Raw genomic sequence first — 18,134 nt, 5'->3', positions numbered from 1 at the left:
CCGTTGCCCCGCCTGACCTACCGCATCTCACCAACGCGGTCAGCAGCGGATTTCATCCTTCCGCAACAATTCCCGGCCGATGGGCGGAGGCGGGGGCGGGGTGGTCCTAGGACCACGGGGGTATGGATGAGCCCGCACACCGGAACCACAGGACGGGGACGTCGATGGCGAGAGACATCGAGGCGGATGCCTACCTCTGCGGCAGGCTGTACGCGGCACTGGCCGAGTTGCAGAGGCTCGGCACCGGGGAGCACCACTCCCTGGGCAGGCAGGAAACCCTTCGGAAGCTGGCCAAGGAGCCGTCCAAACACCTGATCGATCACCTGCACAAGGCCGGGAAGTATCTGGTGGACGCCGGGAGACGAGGTCAGGGAAGCCCTGCGGCCACGGTGTTCAGGTCCCTCCCGGATCTGCTGCCCACCGGACGGGAGCTGCCCGGCTGTCTGCGCGACGCCTCTCTGCAGGAACGCTTCCAGGCCGGGATCACGGCCCAGAGGGCGGAGATCGCCAAGGCCGTCTGACGGCGGGTGCGGCCGGACGACGGGCTGTCCGCCCCCATCCGGCCGCCGCGGACGGGCTACAGGTGCGTCGGCTCGAACATCCTCAGCAGGGCGGGGAGCACCACCACCGACGGGCCGGGGGCCGCGAGGGCCTTGCCGAGGTCGGCGGCCAGGGACTCCGGCGACGTACGGACCGCCGGGACGCCGAAGGACTCGGCGAGGGCGACGAAGTCCGGGCGGGAGAGCTCGGTGGCCGTGGCCTCGCCGAAGGCGCCCGTCATGTACTCGCGCAGGATGCCGTAGCCCCCGTCGTCGACGATCAGCCAGGTGACGGGCAGGTCGTACTGCCGCGCGGTGGCGAGCTCGGCGATCGAGTACATCGCGCCGCCGTCACCGGAGACCGCGAGCACCGGCCTGGTGCGGTCGGCGGCGGCCGCTCCGATCGCGGCCGGGAAGCCGTAGCCGAGGCCGCCCGCGCCCTGCGCCGAGTGCATGGTGTTCGGGTGGCGGGCGTCGAAGGCGGACCAGGCCCAGTAGGCCAGGATCGTCATGTCCCAGAAGCTGGGTGCCGTGTCGGGCAGCGCCGCACGCACGGAGGCCAGCACCTGCTGCTCCAGGGTGAGGTCCTGCGCCGCGATGCGGTCGTGGACCCGCTCCAGGAGTTCGCGGACCCGTCCGGCCGCCGTGGCGTCCTCACGGGGTTCCACCGTTTCGAGGAGGTCGGCGAGGGCCTCACGCGCGTCGGAGTGGATGCCGAGCGCGGGGTGGTTGGACTCCAGCTTCCCGGCGTCGGCCTCGATCTGGATGACCCGGCCGCGCGGGGCGAACGTGTGGTAGTTCGACGAGAGCTCGCCGAGCCCCGACCCGACGACCAGCAGCACGTCGGCGGACTCCAGGAAGTCCGTGGTGTAGCGGTCCTCCAGCCAGGACCGGAGCGAGAGCGGGTGTTCCCAGGGGAAGGCGCCCTTGCCGCCGAAGGTCGTGACGACCGGGGCGTCGAGCTTCTCCGCGAGCGCGCGCAGCTTGCCTGCCGCGTCGGAGCGTACGACTCCGCCGCCCGCGATGATCACCGGACGCTCGGCGTCCGACAGCAGGTGGGCCGCCACGAGGGTGAGCTCCGGGCGCGGGTACAGCTCGCGCGGGGTGGCGTCGAGAGCGCTGACGACGGGGAGGACCGTCTCGGCGAGCAGCACGTCCTGCGGGACCTCCACCCAGACCGGGCCGTGCGGGGCGGTCAGCGCGGACTCCCAGGCGGCGGCGATCGCGGAGGGGATCTGTGACGCCGTGCGGACGGTGTGCACGGACTTCACGATGTCGCGGACGGAGGCCTTCTGGTCGCGGAGCTCGTGCAGATAGCCGTGGCGTCCGCCGCCCAGCCCGGCGGTGGGGACCTGGCTGGAGATCGCCAGCACGGGCGCCGACGCGGCGGCCGCTTCCTGGAGCGCCGCCAGGGAGGTCAGGGCGCCGGGACCGGTGGACAGCAGCAGGGGCGCCACCTCACCGGTGATCCGGCCGTAGGCGTCGGCGGCGAAGCCCGCGTTGTTCTCGACGCGCAGCCCGACGTACGACAGCGAGGAGCGGCGCAGCGCGTCGAACATGCCGAGCGCGTGCTGGCCGGGCAGCCCGAAGACGGTGGTGGCGCCGAGGCCCTGGAGGGTCTCGACGACCAGGTCGCCGCCGTTGCGTCCGGCCGGGGGCCGCAGGGCCGCCTCGGCCTGCGCGGCGGTGAGCTGCGGCCGGTCGTCGTGGTCGTGGCTCACTGGGTGCGGCCCTCCGCGATCTGGCGGGACATGATCGTCGTCAGCTCGTACGCCGTGTGCGAGGCGGCGACGGAAGTGATCTCCGCGTGATCGTACGCCGGGGCGACCTCGACCAGGTCGGCCGAGACGAGGCGGCAGGAGGAGAGCCCGCGCACGATCTCCAGGAGTTCGCGCGAGGTGAGCCCGCCGGCCTCGGGGGTGCCGGTGCCGGGGGCGTGCGCCGGGTCGAGCACGTCGATGTCGATGGAGATGTACAGCGGCCGGTCGCCGATGCGCTGCCGCAGCTGGTCGGTGATCTCGTCCACGCCACGGCGCATGACGTCGGCGGACGTGACGATGCCGAAGCCCAGCTTGGCGTCGTCGGTGAGGTCCTGCTTGCCGTACAGCGGGCCACGGGTGCCGACGTGGGACAGCGCCTCGGTGTCGAGGATGCCCTCCTCGACGGCGCGGCGGAACGGGGTGCCGTGGGTGTACTCCGCGCCGAAGTAGGTGTCCCAGGTGTCCAGGTGGGCGTCGAAGTGCAGCAGGGCGACGGGGCCGTGCTTCTTGGCGACCGAACGCAGCAGGGGCAGCGCGATGGTGTGGTCGCCGCCGAGTGTCATCAGCCGGGCGCCGGTGGAGAGCAGGTCGTCGGCGGCGGCCTCGACGGTCTCGACGGCCTCGTTGATGTCGAAGGGGTTCACGGCGATGTCACCCGCGTCGGCGACCTGGGCGAGGGCGAAGGGCGAGGCGTCCTGCGCCGGGTTGTAGGGGCGCAGGAGGCGGGAGGCCTCGCGGATCGCGTTGCCGCCGAAGCGGGCACCCGGGCGGTAGGAGACGCCGGTGTCGAAAGGTACGCCGACGACGGCGACGTCGGTGGAGCCGACCTCGTCGAGCCGTGGCAGCCGGGCGAACGTCGCGGGTCCGGCGTACCGCGGGACGCGGGAGGAGTCGACGGGGCCGCGCGGCGTCTCGTTGCTGCTCATGGGTGAGGGTGCCTTTCGTTCGGTCATGCACGCCTTGTGGGCGTTCATACGGTATTCAGTCTGCCAGGGCCCGTTCGGACGCCTGTTTCGATCGGGTTGGGTCAGACGGTGACCGGATCCGGGGTCGCCGGATCCTCGGTCCCGCGTCCTGCCAGCCGCTCGCGCCAGGCGGTCAGCACGGCGGGGTCGGTCGGCTTCGTCGCCAGCGAGACGACGACGTACACCGCGAGCGAGGCGAGCAGTCCGTAGTAGACCGGCTCGTTGGCGAGGATCCCGTATCCCGCCATCAGCCCGATCACTGAAGCACCGCCGACCGCGACCGCGGCGAGGGCGCCCGCCGCCGTGCCCCGGCGCCAGAGCAGACCGCCGAGGATCGGCACAAGCAGCCCGCCGACCAGCAGGTTGTAGGCGACGGTCAGTGCCTCGACGACGTTGTTGAGCGCGATGGCGATCACGATGACGGCGACGCCCATGAGGAGGATGAAGGCACGGTTGCCCTTCACCTCGTCCCGTTCCCCGCCGCCCTCCTTGGCGACCGCGCCCCTCAGCCGCGACCAGATGTCGTTGTTGGCGACGGTCGCGCAGGCGATGAGCGCGCCGGAGGAGGTCGACATCACCGCGGCGAGCGCGGCGGCCAGCACCAGGCCCCGCACACCGACCGGCAGTTCGTCCTTCACGATCGTCGCGAACGCGGCGTCGGCGCTGGGCAGCTTCGGGTACATCACCTTGGCCGCGGTACCTATGACGGCGCCTGCGAGGGCGTACACCAGACAGTAGGTGCCGGCGACGGTCCCGCCCCAGCGGGCCGTGCTGTCGCTGCGGGCGGTGAACACGCGCTGCCAGATGTCCTGGCCGATGAGCATGCCGAAGGTGTAGATCAGGACGTACGTGAAGATCGTCTCGCCGCCGATGCCCAGCGGGTCGAAGTACTCGGTGGGCAGCTTCGCCTTCATCTCGCTGAAGCCGCCGGCCTTGACGACGGCGATCGGCAGGAGCAGGAGCAGCACGCCGATCGTCTTGACGACGAACTGCACCATGTCGGTGATCGTGATCGACCACATGCCGCCGAGCGTCGAGTACGCGACGACGATGGCGCCGCCCAGGATGATCGCGACGGTCCGGTTCACGTCGAACAGGACGTCGAAGATCGTGGCGTAGGCGATGGTCGAGGTAACCGCGAGCATCAGCGTGTACGCCCACATGACGACCCCGGAGATGACACCGGCCCGGCCGCCGTAGCGCAGGTCGAGCATCTCGGAGACGGTGTAGACCTTCAGCCGCGCGATGCGGGCCGAGAAGAAGACGGACAGGGCGAGCAGTCCGAGGCCGATGGTGAAGACCATCCAGGCGCCGGAGAGCCCGTACTGGTAGCCGAGGCCCACGCCGCCGATCGTCGAGGCTCCGCCGAGGACGATCGCGGCCATGGTGCCGGAGTACATCCAGGGGCCGAGCCGCCGTCCGGCGACCAGGAACTCACTCTTGGACCTGGCGCGGCGCATGCCCCACCAGCCCATGGCGAGCATGCCGGCCAGATAGACGACGATCACCGCGTAGTCGACAGCCATGGGCTTCCTCCGTCTCGTTTTCCGCTCAGGGGCCGGATGTGGTGATGGAGACGGTAGGTGGCCGGAAGCCGACGCTGAAGTGTACGTTTCCTCCATCCTCGACCCCATGAGTGGATGGAACATCCATGCCGGACTCCCCCGCCGGGCCCCCCACCCCTCCCATCCCGCTGGCCGAACTGCTGGCCCGGGAGGAACTCGGCCTGCGCCTCATCGCCGGCCCGGCACACGCGGACCTGCTGTGGGTGCACACCTCGGAGATGGCCGACCCGTATCCGTACCTGCTCGGCGGTGAACTACTGCTGACGGCAGGGGTACAGCTGGCGGACGCGGACACCTACGTCGCCCGGCTCGTCCAGGCGGGGGCCTCGGCGCTCGGCTTCGGGGTGGCCCCGGTGCACGACACGGTGCCGGCCGCCCTGGTGGAGGCGTGCGAGCACCACGGCCTGCCCCTGGTCGAGGTGCCGCCCGAGACCCGCTTCACCGCGATCGCCCGGGCGGTCTGGCGGCTCATGGCGGAGGCGCGGCACCGCGAGCTGCGCCGGGTGACCCGGGCGCAGCAGGCCCTGGCGACGGCGGCGGCCCGCCCCGATCCGGTACCGGCGGTGCTGCGGCAGCTCGCCGTGCAGTTGGAGGGCCGGGTCGCGCTCCTCACGGCGGACGGCGGGGTGCTGCACGCGGCGGGCGGGCACCCGGCCCCGGACGTGCGGGCGGCACTGGCCCGGCTGGCCCGGGTCGTGGCACCGGCAGCCCTGCCCGGGACGCCCTCCTCCCCCTCCCGGAAACCGAGCCCGTCGTCCGCGACCGACACCCGGGGCGACACCCATCTGTTCGCCTACGCCCTCGGCGGAGGCCAGGGACTGGTCCTCGCCCTGGCGACGCCCCGCCGCGACTCCGGTGACCACACCGTCGCGGGGATCGCCGTGGTGCTGCTGTCCCTGCTCACCGCCCCGCACCAGGGCGCCGACGCGGCGGGCCGTTCGGCCGCACTCGTACGTCTCCTGCTGGGCGCGGCCCCGCAGGACGTGGCCCCACTACTGGGCGACGGGGACGGCGACGACTGGAGGGTGGTCCATGCCCGGCGGACCGACGGATCGGCGGCCGACGCGCTGAACGCCGGGGCCCTCGGCACGGCGCTGGGTTCGGCGTTGTCGGAGGTGGACCGCGACACCGTACGCGTCCTGCTCCCCGGCCGTCACGGGGCGGTGGCCGCCCAGCCCGGCTGGACCCTCGGCGTCTCCGGCCCCGCCCCGGTCACCGCCCTGCCCGACGCCGACATCCAGGCGTCCCGCGCCCTGGGCCACGCCGAGGCGACCCGCACTCCCCTCGCCACGCACCGTCCCGGCGCCGGAGGCCTGGCCGCACTGGTCCCGGCCGACCGCGCCGAGGCCCACGCCCGCGCCCTGCTGGCCCCGCTCACCGACCCCCTGGCCGAGACCCTGCGCTGCTGGCTGAGCCTCCACGGCAGCTGGGACCGCACGTCGGTCGCGCTCAAGGTCCACCGCAACACGGTCCGCCAGCGCATCGCCCGGTGCGCGGCACTGCTGGACACGGACCTGGACGACATGGACGTACGGACGGAGCTGTGGTTCGCGCTGCGGCAGAGCTGACCGGCCGGACGCGTGCCGAGCGGTCCCACCCGGACCGGCCTGGCATCCGCCCGGACCGTTGACCTGATCATCTATTAGAATGACGTCACGCACGCGGGCACGTACCTCGGAGGCGAACCATATGGTCCACGTTCCGTGGCCCGGACAAGCGACTGCATCGCCTTGTTCCACAGCCGCCCTCGGTGTGCTCCGGTCCGGTGTCTGAGCGGATGTCCCACTCGTTGACGCCCCGTGACACGGGGAACCTCCCCGCCCTCAGCGCACAGCCACTCATCCGGCTCGACGCCTACGTGGCGGAGGACGGGTCGACGGTGGTCAACGGCCACCTCCTGACGATGGGCGGCACACGCCCGCCCAACGAGGCGATTCTCGACGCAGTGGCCATGTTCGCCCGCACCCTGGGGACTCCGGTGGCGGCGACCGTCATCGACCGCAGCGTGCGGCAGGTGGCGCGGCTCCGGGTGCATCCCGACGGCTCCAGTCGGACCATCGGCGAGGAGGAGGACCTGCCGCCCGGGCGTGAGCGAACCACCGCCGAGGAGAAGGCGTTTCCTCCGCTCGCCCGCGTCGAGCGGATCATCCAGCACGCTCAGCGTGAGGAACTGCACGCCGCGTTCGTCCTCGCCGGCGCTCTGCGGGAGCATCTGACGCTGCGCCGGGGCGCGGAGGACGAACTGTCACTGGAGGCCAGGGCGATCGAGGCGTACATCGCCTATCGTCGCGGCGACTACTCGACCTCCACAGGACTCGCGTTGACCGTCGCGCGCATCCGCTGCGGCAGCGATCTGCACCGGGCCGTGCCCGAGGTGGCCCGTGCCACCGCGGCGTGGCAGCGGCTCCAGGACCAGGCTCAGGTGGCGACCAGGGGGCAGGAACTGCTCCACATGTGGGAGAAGTTGTCTGCGGAGGGTCTGCTGCGGGAACCGTCCCACCACGCCATGGCCCAGGCCGTCCGGAGCCGGATCGAACGGGGCAGCCCGTACGCGGAGACCCCGGCCCCCACCCCTGCGGCGGCAGCAGCACTGACCGCGGCACCGAACCATGTCGTCGCCCCCGAGGACACGCCTCTCGCGCCCACCCGAAGGGGGATACGGCGCTTCACCAGGCGGGCGGGACGACGGGACAGTTGAACCCGGGCTGTGTGAGCGAAGTCGTGCGGTCACCGGGGCCCCTCGGGCTACCGTCCGGCTCAGCCGGTCTTCCTCCGGTCGAACCACATCGTCGCCACCGTCGGCACCAGGCCGGCCCAGAACAGTACGAGCGGAACCGTGCGCTCCGTCCAAGGTATCTGGGTGATCAACAGCGCACAGAGCATGACCCACGCCGCTTGGCCCAGGACGATGCGGGGCCACGTGCGTCGCCGGATGATCGAGCGCAGGTTGACCTGGACACCGGCGCGCAGGCGGCGGTAGCGCAGCAGTGCGCCCAGGACCCAGACGACGGCCATGGGGACGAGGTCCCACAGCCGCTGGCCGAGCACGAGCGGCAGCTCCCGCTGGGTCTCCCCCTCCGTCTCGAACAGGTCGATACCCACGGCTGCGAAAACCAGGCAGAGCAGAGCCAGCCAGCGGACGCCGCGCAGCAGGCGGTAGGAGGCGTCGTCCAGGCCGCGCTGCATCAGCTCCGAGCCGGGGGCGGAGGCCAGCGCGTCGGCGTAGAGGGTGGCGGCCTCCTTCGCCATGACGCCGGGGGCGGCCGCCGCCTTCTTCGCCTGCCGGGTCAGGGCGTCCTCATGCTGCGGGTCGATCCGGAGGAGAACCAGCTCCCACTGGTCAGCGGCTGCCCGGTCGCCCAGCATGTCGGCGATCAGCAACGCCACCTCGTAGGCGTACGCCTCCTCGGGGCCCAGCCGGATGGCCTCCCGGACGAGTGCGTCGGACTCGCGCAGGCCGACCTCCATGTCCTCGCGCCGTGCCTGGCCGCCGTTGGCCTGTCCGGAGTGGATCAGCTTGATGCGCCACAGCCAGTTGGCAAGCAGCGCGTAGCCGTGCCAGTGGTCGGGGGCCAGCCGGATCACGTCGCGCAGCACGCCCTCGGTCTCCAGGAAGCGGCCCGACGCCCGCAGGGCATGGGCGTGAATCGTGAGCGCCCCGGTGTCCTCGGCGTTCAGGGCCAGTGCCCGCTCGGTGGCTTCCAGTGCCTTCGCGCCGCCCTTCTCGTCCCAGAGATGGCTGCGGGCCAGCTTGACCCAGGCCCGGATGTCCTCGGGGTCCTCCGCGAGCCTCTGGGTCAGCAGCTCCCTGGCCTCTTCGTACCGCTTCAGGTCGATGAGCAGGTCGGCCCGCTCCACGGCGGGGTGCAGGGTCGCGGTCACAGCTTGCGCCTCTTCTTCAGGTAGGCCACCAGGTCGTCGTACATCCCGCCCTCGTTGGCGAACATCGCCACGTTGCGTGCGGAGGCGAACCACGGTTCCGCGGACGGAACCACGTCGTCGGCCGCGGCCAGCAGGTCCTTCATGCCGATCATGCGTACGGTGCCGGTGCGCACCGAGTCCAGCAGTGCCCGCTCGGCCGCCGCCTCGCAGAGATGGGCCAGGTCCGCGCCGGACAGACCGTCGGTGATCTTGGCCAGCTTGCTCAGGTCGATGTTCTCGATCGGCCTCTCCCGCAGGTGGTGGCGGAGGATCGCCTCCCGGGCGGTTCTGTCGGGCGGCAGGACGAGGATCGTCCGGTCCAGGCGTCCGGGGCGGCGCAGGGCGTTGTCCACGTCCCAGGGCACGTTGGTGGCGGCCAGCACGAACACGCCCTCGTTCGCTGCCGAATCGATGCCGTCCAACTCGCTGAGCAGTTGGTTGACCGTGTTGCGCATGCCGCTGTGCGCGGTACGACTGCGCTTGGCACCGAGCGCGTCCAGCTCGTCCAGGAAGACCACGCAGGGCGCCTGGCGGCGGGCGGTCTCGAAGATCTCGTGCATGTTGCGTTCGGAGTTGCCCATCCACATGTCGAGGACGTCGTTCACCGACACGGAGAGGAAGGCGGCGCCCAACTCACCGGCCACTGCCCGCGCCACGAACGTCTTGCCGCAGCCGGGCGGCCCGTACAGCAGCAGCCCGCCACGAAGGCTCTTGCCGTACAGCTTGCGCAGCTCGGGGTTGCGCAGAGGCGCGAGGAAGGCTGCCTCCAGACGGTCCTTGACGTCCTGCATGCCACCGACGTCGGCCAGTCGCACGGTGCCGGGTTCCTCCACGTCCCACGCGCCAGCCTCCGCGGAATCGTCCTGCCCGTCCGCGCGGGCGGGCGTCTCGGCGAACCGCGGCGGCACGGCGTCCCCGACCTGTTCCGCGGCGGTCTTCCAGTCGAACCCGGCACGCGGGCTCGGGCGTTGCTCGGACTGCGGGGGATCCGCCGGCGACGGCGGCGCCGCGCCCATCGCCTGCGCCATCAGGGCCCGAGCCCGGGCGTCGCCCGGTACGTGCTGCAGGGCCACGGCCGCCTCGGCAACGGCGTCATCGGACCGTCCCTCCTCCAGCAGGAGCTGGGCCAGGTGCAGTCGCAGGGGCACATCGGCGGGTACGGCGGAAACCGCGGCACGCAGGCTCTGTATGAGAGGGGAGTCGTCCGGCATGATCCTCAGACTAACGTCGCCGCGGCCACCCTCTGAAGAGGCCCGCCCCTGGCCAACGGGCGTGAAAAAACGAGGCGGTGACGGCTGCGCCCTGTGAGGATGGAGCGCCCCTCGCTCCCCTCTTCGAAGGTCGGAACACCCATGCCCCGCGCCGTCACACTCATCAGATCCGCCTCATTGTCCGACGTGGCCGAGTACGCCTACGCCGCCACCGCCCCCGCCGACGCCCGGCTGATCTTCCTCGCCGGCGCATGCCCGCTGAACGAGGACGGTTCGACGGCAGCGGTGGGCGACTACGCGGGCCAGGCGGAGAAGGCGTTCGAGAACATGCGCACCGCCCTCGCCGACGCGGGCGCCTCGCTGGAGGACGTCATCAGTACGCGGGTACTCGTCGCGTCCTCGCGGCAGGAGGACCTGGTGACCGCCTGGGGCGTGGTCCGGTCAGGCTTCGGCGACCACGACGCCCCGAGCACACTGCTGGGCGTCACGGTCCTCGGGTACCACGACCAGCTCGTGGAGATCGAAGCGGTCGCAGCGGTACTCGACGCCTGAGAGCGGTCGCCCGCTCAGCCCTGGGGGCCGGCACTCGGAGCCGCGAGTCGTTCACCCCGGCTCCGGGCGATCCGGTGCACGTCGTGCAGCGACTCGGCCAGGCGCGCCACCACGTAACGGAGTTGCGCTGCGGTCACCTGCCGGTCGTCGAGCATGTCGGCCGCATGGTCGAGCAATTCGGCAGCCATGGCGAGCTGGACGCTCTCGATGTCGTTCGCGATCCGGGAGAGGTGCCCCGTCCCGTCGCCGATGACATAGCAGGGCTTGCCCTCCGGGCCGGCCCACGGCAGCAGTCGTGCCGCGTCGGGGATCCGACCGGTCATACGATCCGCCCCATGCCGCACCTCGGGCAGTGCCTGATGTCGATGCCGTACATGGCGAGCCATAGCGGCCGCTCCGGCAACGACTCGGACGACACAGGCCCGGCAGGAGAAGGCATCCGGAAGTCCGCCGGGACCGGCGGGACCGGTTGAAGGAGACGCAGCAGCGTCTCGAGGATGCGGATGGCGCAGTGCAGCACGTCGTCGACTCCGTCGCATGGGTGGGTGATGGCCGCGTGGTCGTGCCCTGGGGCCGGGACCTGGCCATCTGTCGCTGAGTAGCGATCCGTTCACAGAGTGGGACGACCGGGACTAGGCTCGCCAGGGGGTCGTTGGTGACAAATCATTCGTCACATGGGAGTCGACGTTGAGTAACACCTATGGGGAATGGCTCAAGGAAACGCGTCGGGCGGCCGGGCTCACCCAGCAGGAACTGGCGGACGCGGCGGTGATGACCCGTTCGCACATTGCGCACATCGAGGCGGGGCGTCGCGTGCCGTCGAAAGAGGACGCACGCCGGCTGGACACGGCGCTGAACACCGGAAACGTACTGAGCAGCTTCCTGCCGGACGACGACGCTGCGGTCGCCGACTACTTCGAAGCGGCCCTTGTGCTCGAACAACAGGCACTGACGATCCGCGAGTTCGCGCTGTCATACATTCCAGGCATCCTCCAGACGGAAAGGTACGCGCGTGCGATCCTCGGCACCTCCTTCCCTCCGGTGAGTGAAGAGGAATGTGACAGGCTCGTTGTCACACGGCTCGAGCGGGCAGGAGTGCTCGACAATCCGTCGAATCCGGCAGTTTGGGTACTGCTCGACGAAGCCGTACTGCGCAGGTCGGTGGGCGGGCCTGATGTCATGGCGAAGCAGATTCTGCATCTGGTCGAGTTGGTGCAGGCGGGGCGCGTGCGTGTACACGTGATGCCGTTCACCCTGGGGTTCCACCCTCTGATGGACGGCATGCTCACCCTGATGACCTTCGAGGATCAGCCTCCTGTTGCGTACAGCGAGGGCTTGCGCATGGGAAGGGTGCACGATTCCCCGTCCGTGGTTCAGGAGTTGCAGAGCCGCTACGCTCTCGCCCTGAGCGACGCTCTGCCCCTGAAGGAGTCGCTGGCCCTGCTGAGGACGACAGCGAAGGATTACGGAAGCCGATGACCGACCGAATCATCCCGAACATCTCCGAGCAGGCCGGCTGGCGTAAGTCCTCCTACAGCAACAGCGAAGGCGGCAGCTGCCTGGAGGTCCTGGACGGCTACCCCTCCGGTGTACCCGTCCGCGACTCCAAGTCGCCGCAGGGGCCGGCCCTGTTGATACCGGCCGCAGGCTGGTCGTCCTTCGTCGCCGCCGTCAAGGCCGGGGGCCTCTCCGCCTGAGCCGCGCGCCCCGCCCCGGCTAGGGTCGCGGGCATGCATGGTGTGCGAGTGGTCCTGATCGGGGGCACGTCGAACGTCGGGAAGTCGGCCGTCGCCCAGGCAGTGGCGGACAGGCTCGGCTTCGACTGCCTGTCGACCGACAGCCTGGCCCGGCACCCGGGCAGGCCCTGGCGGACGCCGGAGCGGGAGGTGCCGGCGCACGTCGCCGAGCACTACGGGACCCTCACGGTCGACGAGCTGATCCGGTCCGTCCTCGACCACTACGAGCGGCTGTGGCCCCGCATCGAGGAGCTGATCACGACCACCGCCACCGGTGGCGGCGCCGGGACGGGCCTGGTCCTGGAGGGCTCGGCGCTTCGGCCGGTGCCCGTCGCCGGGCTGAAGGTCCGGCACACGGCCGCCGTATGGCTCACCGCCGACGTCACGGTTCTGCGCGCACGGGTGCACGCCACCGGGCACTACGACACCGCGACGACGCGGGAACAGCTCCTGATGGACGCGTTCCTGGCCAGGACGGAGCGCTACCAGAGGCTCATGATCGACGCCGTCGACGGACTGGGCCTGGACCGCATCGACACGGGCGCGGGGCACGCGGTCGCCGATCTGGCCGAGTCGGTGCTCGCGTCCGTCGGTGCGCAGGACACCGTAGGGCGGCCGGCCGCCGGAGGCTGACCAGGCCCCCGGGAAACCGGCCGGTTCCAGCCCGCGCAAGGGGTGGGTGCCGAGGCAGGAGTCACCGGCCGCGTCACCCTCAGGACGCACACGGCCGAGCCCTTTCACACTCATTTGATAATCTACGGGGGTGAGCGATGACTCGTACCAGATCGGCGAGGGCCCTGCGACAAGGGTGAGCCTCTCACTCCCCGAGGGCACTGCCGAGGCCATCCGCAAGCGGGTGGGGAAACGCGAGTTCTCCGCCTTCGTCGCGGCGGCGGTGGAGCGGGAGCTACGCGGTCAGATTCTCGACGAGTACCTGGCCGACTACGAACGCCGGCACGGCCACGTCTCCGAGCAGGAACAGGCGCGCGCCCGCCAGGTCTTCGACGAGGCGTTCGCCGAGGAGGGGCAGTGGCCCGCCGCAAGTTGACCCACGACGGCACCCTGGTGCTGGACAGCGAGGGACTTTCGGCTTTCGTCGACGACCGGGAGCCGGTGGTGGCTCTTGTCGCCGAAGCCCGACGCCGGGGGATGGAAGTCGTCATCAGCGCCTTGACGACCGTCGAAGCCACGCACCGGAGGACCGACAAGGCACGACTCGCCTGGGCCCTGTCGGGGATGCGCATCGCGCACATCGGTGACGAGGAGGCCAAGGCGGCCTCGGCGCTTTTGCTGAACACCGGCCTTCACGGCCACAAGTACGCCATCGACGCCGTGGTCGCCGACCTGGCACTGCGACAGCAACGCCCCGTCGTGATACTGACCTCGGACCTCGACGACATGGCGAAGCTCTGCGGGGACCGCGTACGCCTCGTGGCCGTCTGAACCGCTCACCACGCCCCGATCGGGCCCGCATCGGACGGAGCGCAGCCGACCAGGCCCGCAGCACACAGAACACGGCCCGGCCGAGCCCGCACGACACGACCGGCACAGCCCGCCCGAAATGTCGGCTCTTCCAGCATGCGCAACCGGGGGTTGACCATTCCTCCCCCCACCCCTAAGTTTCTCGCAACCCGCTGGTACATCGATTAACCACTCCGGTTAACGTCCTGGTTGGAGACATCCCGCTGTGCGCTCACCCCTGAGTCGGCGCGGTTTCCTTGCCGCTGGTTCCGGCCTCGCCGCCGCTACCGCGCTGCCCGCAATGTCCGGCTGTTCCACGCTCGCCTCGGCCGATTCCGACCCCGGCACGCTCGTCGTCCACACCCAGCTCGGCACGACCGCGCCGGGCTCGCCCACGTACACCGCCGCCGTGAAGGACTTCGAGAAGGAGAACCCGGGTCTCCGGGTGAAGAACCTCGTCAACGGCGACGACCTCCCCCAGGTCTACGAGACCTCGCGGCTGGCCCGTAAGGAGCCGGACGTGGTCATGGTCAACCTGTACGACAAGACGCTCGCCTGGACCGACGTCGGCGCCACCGTCGACGTCAAGGGCTACCTCGACGACTGGGGCCTGCGCGAGCGCGTCCTGCCCGCCGCGCTCACCGAGTGGACCGACGACGAGGGCCGGATCCGCGCCTTCCCCTACTTCGCCGCCAACTGGCCGGTCGCCTTCAACACCCACCTGCTCGACCGCGCCGGTGTCGGCGCGATCCCCACCACCGGGGACCAGCTCATCGGTGCCGCGCGGAAGCTGCGGGCCAAGGGCATCGCACCGGTGACCGTCGGCGGCAACGACTGGACGGGGCAGAAGCTGCTCGCCCAGATCATCCAGACCTTCCTCACCCCGGAGGAGGCCCGGCAGGTCTACACGACCGGGGACTTCAGCGGGAGCCGGGGCGCCCGCGCGGGCATCGACTACTTCGTGACGCTCCGGGACGCGGGCGTCTTCGCCGACAAGGCGCAGGGGCTGACCTCCGACTCGATGACCACGCAGTACAACACGGAGGCGGCGGCCATCCAGTCCGCGATGTCCTCCGCCCTGGCCAAGGTCCCGGCGAAGGCTGCCGGGCACACCGAGATCGGCGGCTGGCCGCTCGCACCGGGCGCCGCCCACGAGAAGCCGACCATCCTGCGCTCGTTCACCCTCATCGGCTTCTGGATCAGCCCCAACGGCGTCAAGAAGCTCTCCTCGGTCGAGAAGTTCATCCGCTTCATGTACCGCCCCGAGATCGTGTCGCGCTTCATCACCGAGAGCGGCCGTGACATGGCGCTGGTGACCGACACGGTCAGCAAGGACTTCCCGCTGGTGGCCGAGGCCCAGCAGCTCGGCGACCGGGTCGGCCAGGCGCTCCTGCCCGACCTCTACGTCCCGCCGACCGCGACCCAGCCGCTGATCACCGCGACCAGCACCGCCTTCACCCGGGGGACGAGCGCGGCCTCCGTGCGCTCCGCCCTGGAATCCGCCTACCGCACGGCCTGATCCGCGCGCCCGAGCCTTTGCGAGTCCTCCTATGACGATGCTCTCGTCCGCCCCGGGCGGCGCCTCGGTCCGCGGACCGGTCACTCCCCCGCCGTCCGCCTCCGTCACCAAGCGCCGTACGCAGGGCGGGGTCATCCTCGCCGTGCCCGCGCTGGTCTGGTACCTGGTCTTCATGGTCGGCCCGCTGGTCGCCATCTTCGTCATCGCGGCCCTGCACTGGCCGGGCATGCTCCAGCCGGTCTCGTTCGCCGGCACCGGCAACATCAGCGCGGTCCTGGACGACCCGGTCTTCTGGGACGCGGTGCGGAACACCGCCGTGCAACTCGTCGTGGCCGTGCCGCTGATGATCGTCGGCGCGTACATGCTCGGGTACTACGTCGCGCAGAAGCCGCCGGGACACCGCGTCCTGCGGTACCTGCTCTTCATCCCCGGGCTGATCTCCACCCCCGCCAAGGCCATGGTGTTCTACGCGGTCCTGTCGCCGGACGGCCTGCTCAACGGCGCGCTGGACAAGGTGGGCCTCGGCTCGATGACCGACGCCTGGCTCGCGTCGCCCTCCACCGCGCTCGCCTCCCTCATCCTCCTGGACGTGTGGAGCGGCATCGGATTCACCGCCGTGCTGTTCGCGGCCCGGCTGGGCAGTGTCCCGGACGAGATCGGTGAGGCCGCGCAGCTCGACGGCGCCGGTCACTGGCGCGCCATGTGGCGCATCCACTTCCCCGTCATCCGGGACTTCGTCGGTGTCGTAACAATGCTCCAGTTCCTCTGGACGCTCTTCGGCTCCGCGCAGAACGTCCTGCTGCTGACCCAGGGCGGCCCGGGGAGCTCGTCGACGACGTTGTCCTTCCTCGTGTACCAGAAGGCGTTCATCGCGGCCGACCTCGGCTACAGCCAGACCGTCGGAGTGGTCCTCTTCCTGGTGGGTCTGGCCGGGCTGCTCACCATCCGCCGCGTCTTCCGCCAGAACTACTGATCGGAGCAGGTCCCATGAAGTTCGGAAGGTCCTGGCTGCCGGCGCACATCTTCGCCTGGCTGTACATGGTGCTGCTGGTCGTACCCCTCTACTACCTGCTGGTCTCGGCGTTCAAGACGAACGACCAGATCTTCGGGAGCCCGTTCTCCCTGCCCACCTCCCTTTCCACCGCCAACTTCACCGAGTCGTTCTCCTCGGCGCACCTCGGCCCGGCGATCCTCAACTCCATGCTGGTGACCGTGCTGGCGCTGGTGCTGACCCTGGTGCTCGCGATACCCGCCGCCTTCGCCATCGCGCGGACGGAGGGCCGGCTCGGGGCCCTGGTGGAGCGGGTGTTCTCGCTCGGCTTCCTGGTCCCCACCTTCGCCGCGCTCTTCCCCACCTTCCTGCTCGCCGCCGCCACCGGGCTGTTCCACACCCGGGCGTTCATGGTGCTGTTCCTGCCGGCGACGGCGATGCCGCTGTCCGTCGTCATCCTCGTTCAGTTCATGCGGACCATCCCGCGCGAGATGGAGGAGGCGGCGCGCATGGACGGGGCGTCCACCTTCGCCGTCCTGAGGCACGTCTACACACCGATGTGCATGCCGGGCATCGCGACGATCCTGCTGCTGAACTTCCTGACCTTCTGGAACGAGTACCTCTACTCGCTGGTCATCATCGGTCCCGACCCGGACCTGCGGACGGTGCAGGTCGCCCTGCCCACACTCAAGTCCCTGACGGGTACGGACTACGGCATCCTTACCGCGGGCACGGTGCTGACCCTGGTCCCGGTCTGGGTGGTCTACACCGTGCTCCAGAAGCGGATGCAGCAGGCCCTCGTCAGCGGAGCGGTGAAGATGTGAACAAGCGTCTCGAAGGGCGTGCTCCCGCGCGCCCCACGATCAAGGCCGTGGCCGCCGCGGCCGGGGTGTCGACCGCGGCGGTCTCCCAGGCCGTCAACGGCACCGGCCGGATCTCGGAGGCCACCCGCCGCCGGGTCCTGGACGCGGCCACGGAGCTCGGCTGGTCCCCCAGCGCCTCCGCGACCGCGTTGCGCCGGGCCCGTACGCGCACGATCGCGCTCGTCGTCCGGCGGCCCACCGACGTGCTGGGCGCCGACCCGCACTTCAGCGAGCTGATCACCGGTCTGGAGGGCGAGCTCGCCCCCCGGGGCTACGGTCTGCTGCTCCACCTGGTCGCCGACATGGCCCAGGAGAGCGCGCTGTACGAACGCCTCGTCGCCGAGGGCCGCATAGACGGCGCCGTCCTGACCGACGCCCGCGCCGACGACCCGCGTCCGGACCTGCTGCGCGGCCTCGGGCTGCCCGCCGTCCTGCTGGGCGCCCCCGACCCCGGATCACCGGTGCCCCGGGTGGGCCTCGGGCAGCAGGGTGCGGGCATACGGGAGGCGGTGGGTCATCTGCTGGAGCTCGGCCACCGACGCGTCGCGTACGTCGCGGGACCGGCCGAACTGCTGCACACCCGGCTGCGGTTGCACGCCTTCGAGGAGGCGCTGGCCGAGGCCGGCCTGCGTCCCGTCGCCGTGCGGCACAGCGACTTCACCGAGCGGGCGGCCGTCGACGTCACCGAGGATCTGCTCTCCCTGCCCGGCCGGCCCACGGCCCTCGTGTTCCCCAACGACTCCATGGCCGTCTGCGGCATCGGCACGGCGCAGCGCGCCGGGCTCCGGGTGCCGGACGACCTGTCGGTGGTCGGCTACGACAACCTCTCGCTCGGCCGCTGGGTCCATCCCCGGCTGACCACCGTCGACCAGCAGGTGCAGCGCGTCGGCGCGGCCGCCGCGCGCACCCTCCTGGCCGGGTGCGGCGAGGACGTGCCCCCGCCGGAGCTGGACGGCCGTCCGCGTCTGGTCGTACGCGAGTCGACCGGCCCCGTGCCGTCTCCGACCTGAACCACCGCACCACCACCGCACCCCCCGCACAGCGAAGAGGA

Annotated in this window: 19 protein-coding genes; 13 read left to right on the top strand and 6 right to left on the bottom strand. The window is 70.9% G+C overall.

All coding sequences use genetic code 11. The features are described 5' to 3' along the window. The first annotated feature begins 164 nt into the window (after nucleotides 1-164). Nucleotides 165-521: a hypothetical protein gene (locus tag LWJ43_RS21650; protein WP_147963516.1), complete on the top strand. Its 357-nt coding sequence runs from the start codon at nucleotides 165-167 to the stop codon at nucleotides 519-521. 56 nt (nucleotides 522-577) lie between these two features. Here LWJ43_RS21650 and LWJ43_RS21645 read toward each other — a convergent pair whose 3' ends face one another. The 3 genes from LWJ43_RS21645 to LWJ43_RS21635 all read right to left on the bottom strand — a co-directional run bounded on the left by LWJ43_RS21645 (nucleotide 578) and on the right by LWJ43_RS21635 (nucleotide 4,790). Beyond that, entirely contained in the window at nucleotides 578-2,260 is a 1,683-nt protein-coding gene (locus LWJ43_RS21645) for a thiamine pyrophosphate-binding protein (RefSeq protein ID WP_277333878.1), read from the bottom strand. Next, entirely contained in the window at nucleotides 2,257-3,225 is a 969-nt protein-coding gene (gene speB, locus LWJ43_RS21640) for an agmatinase (protein WP_277333877.1), read from the bottom strand. The genes LWJ43_RS21645 and speB overlap by 4 nt, the downstream gene beginning before the upstream one ends. A gap of 101 nt (nucleotides 3,226-3,326) precedes the next feature. Next, nucleotides 3,327-4,790, bottom strand: a complete 1,464-nt coding sequence (locus tag LWJ43_RS21635; protein WP_277333876.1) for a sodium:solute symporter family protein — start codon at nucleotides 4,788-4,790, stop codon at nucleotides 3,327-3,329. Between the two features lie 125 nt (nucleotides 4,791-4,915). Here LWJ43_RS21635 and LWJ43_RS21630 point away from each other — a divergent pair, with 125 nt between their 5' ends. Beyond that, the gene (locus LWJ43_RS21630) at nucleotides 4,916-6,397 is read left to right on the top strand and encodes a PucR family transcriptional regulator (RefSeq protein WP_277333875.1); all 1,482 of its coding nucleotides are present in this window, start codon (nucleotides 4,916-4,918) and stop codon (nucleotides 6,395-6,397) included. Nucleotides 6,398-6,606: 209 nt separating this feature from the next. Next, entirely contained in the window at nucleotides 6,607-7,527 is a 921-nt protein-coding gene (locus tag LWJ43_RS21625; protein WP_277333874.1) for a hypothetical protein, read from the top strand. A 59-nt stretch (nucleotides 7,528-7,586) separates the two neighbouring features. Here LWJ43_RS21625 and LWJ43_RS21620 read toward each other — a convergent pair whose 3' ends face one another. Then, nucleotides 7,587-8,711, bottom strand: a complete 1,125-nt coding sequence (locus tag LWJ43_RS21620) for a tetratricopeptide repeat protein (RefSeq protein WP_277333873.1) — start codon at nucleotides 8,709-8,711, stop codon at nucleotides 7,587-7,589. Further along, nucleotides 8,708-9,961: an ATP-binding protein gene (locus tag LWJ43_RS21615; protein WP_277333872.1), complete on the bottom strand. Its 1,254-nt coding sequence runs from the start codon at nucleotides 9,959-9,961 to the stop codon at nucleotides 8,708-8,710. The genes LWJ43_RS21620 and LWJ43_RS21615 overlap by 4 nt, the downstream gene beginning before the upstream one ends. Nucleotides 9,962-10,102: 141 nt before the next feature. Between LWJ43_RS21615 and LWJ43_RS21610 the strand changes: the two genes are divergently transcribed. Further along, the gene (locus LWJ43_RS21610; protein WP_277333871.1) at nucleotides 10,103-10,513 is read left to right on the top strand and encodes a RidA family protein; all 411 of its coding nucleotides are present in this window, start codon (nucleotides 10,103-10,105) and stop codon (nucleotides 10,511-10,513) included. Between the two features lie 14 nt (nucleotides 10,514-10,527). On the opposite strand, the gene LWJ43_RS21605 is transcribed toward LWJ43_RS21610, so the two are convergent. Next, nucleotides 10,528-10,836 (bottom strand): hypothetical protein, encoded by a 309-nt coding sequence (locus LWJ43_RS21605; protein WP_277333870.1) that lies wholly within the window; start codon nucleotides 10,834-10,836, stop codon nucleotides 10,528-10,530. 364 nt (nucleotides 10,837-11,200) lie between these two features. Here LWJ43_RS21605 and LWJ43_RS21600 point away from each other — a divergent pair, with 364 nt between their 5' ends. From LWJ43_RS21600 to LWJ43_RS21560, 9 genes are all read left to right on the top strand, one after another. Beyond that, nucleotides 11,201-11,992, top strand: coding sequence for a helix-turn-helix domain-containing protein (locus LWJ43_RS21600; protein ID WP_277333869.1), 792 nt, complete (start codon nucleotides 11,201-11,203; stop codon nucleotides 11,990-11,992). Then, nucleotides 11,989-12,210 (top strand): DUF397 domain-containing protein, encoded by a 222-nt coding sequence (locus LWJ43_RS21595; protein WP_277333868.1) that lies wholly within the window; start codon nucleotides 11,989-11,991, stop codon nucleotides 12,208-12,210. The genes LWJ43_RS21600 and LWJ43_RS21595 overlap by 4 nt, the downstream gene beginning before the upstream one ends. A gap of 33 nt (nucleotides 12,211-12,243) precedes the next feature. Further along, nucleotides 12,244-12,882 carry a hypothetical protein gene (locus LWJ43_RS21590; protein ID WP_277333867.1) on the top strand — a complete coding sequence of 213 codons (639 nt, stop codon included), beginning with the start codon at nucleotides 12,244-12,246 and terminating at the stop codon, nucleotides 12,880-12,882. A 130-nt stretch (nucleotides 12,883-13,012) separates the two neighbouring features. Further along, the gene (locus tag LWJ43_RS21585) at nucleotides 13,013-13,297 is read left to right on the top strand and encodes a hypothetical protein (RefSeq protein ID WP_277333866.1); all 285 of its coding nucleotides are present in this window, start codon (nucleotides 13,013-13,015) and stop codon (nucleotides 13,295-13,297) included. Next, entirely contained in the window at nucleotides 13,279-13,692 is a 414-nt protein-coding gene (locus tag LWJ43_RS21580) for a DNA-binding protein (RefSeq protein ID WP_277333865.1), read from the top strand. The genes LWJ43_RS21585 and LWJ43_RS21580 overlap by 19 nt, the downstream gene beginning before the upstream one ends. Before the next feature lie 244 nt (nucleotides 13,693-13,936). Beyond that, nucleotides 13,937-15,229, top strand: a complete 1,293-nt coding sequence (locus LWJ43_RS21575; protein WP_277333864.1) for an ABC transporter substrate-binding protein — start codon at nucleotides 13,937-13,939, stop codon at nucleotides 15,227-15,229. Between the two features lie 31 nt (nucleotides 15,230-15,260). Further along, complete coding sequence (locus LWJ43_RS21570) at nucleotides 15,261-16,202, top strand: carbohydrate ABC transporter permease (RefSeq protein WP_277333863.1); 942 nt, start codon at nucleotides 15,261-15,263, stop codon at nucleotides 16,200-16,202. A 14-nt stretch (nucleotides 16,203-16,216) separates the two neighbouring features. Continuing rightward, nucleotides 16,217-17,044 carry a carbohydrate ABC transporter permease gene (locus LWJ43_RS21565; protein ID WP_277333862.1) on the top strand — a complete coding sequence of 276 codons (828 nt, stop codon included), beginning with the start codon at nucleotides 16,217-16,219 and terminating at the stop codon, nucleotides 17,042-17,044. After that, nucleotides 17,041-18,093 (top strand): LacI family DNA-binding transcriptional regulator, encoded by a 1,053-nt coding sequence (locus tag LWJ43_RS21560; RefSeq protein ID WP_277333861.1) that lies wholly within the window; start codon nucleotides 17,041-17,043, stop codon nucleotides 18,091-18,093. The genes LWJ43_RS21565 and LWJ43_RS21560 overlap by 4 nt, the downstream gene beginning before the upstream one ends. Nucleotides 18,094-18,134: the final 41 nt, after the last annotated feature.

This window comes from Streptomyces sp. JH34, assembly GCF_029428875.1.
In the GTDB taxonomy this organism is placed as follows: Bacteria; Actinomycetota; Actinomycetes; order Streptomycetales; family Streptomycetaceae; genus Streptomyces.
The sequence above is the reverse complement of the archived record's forward strand: the minus strand, read 5'-3'. Positions and strand labels throughout refer to the sequence as shown.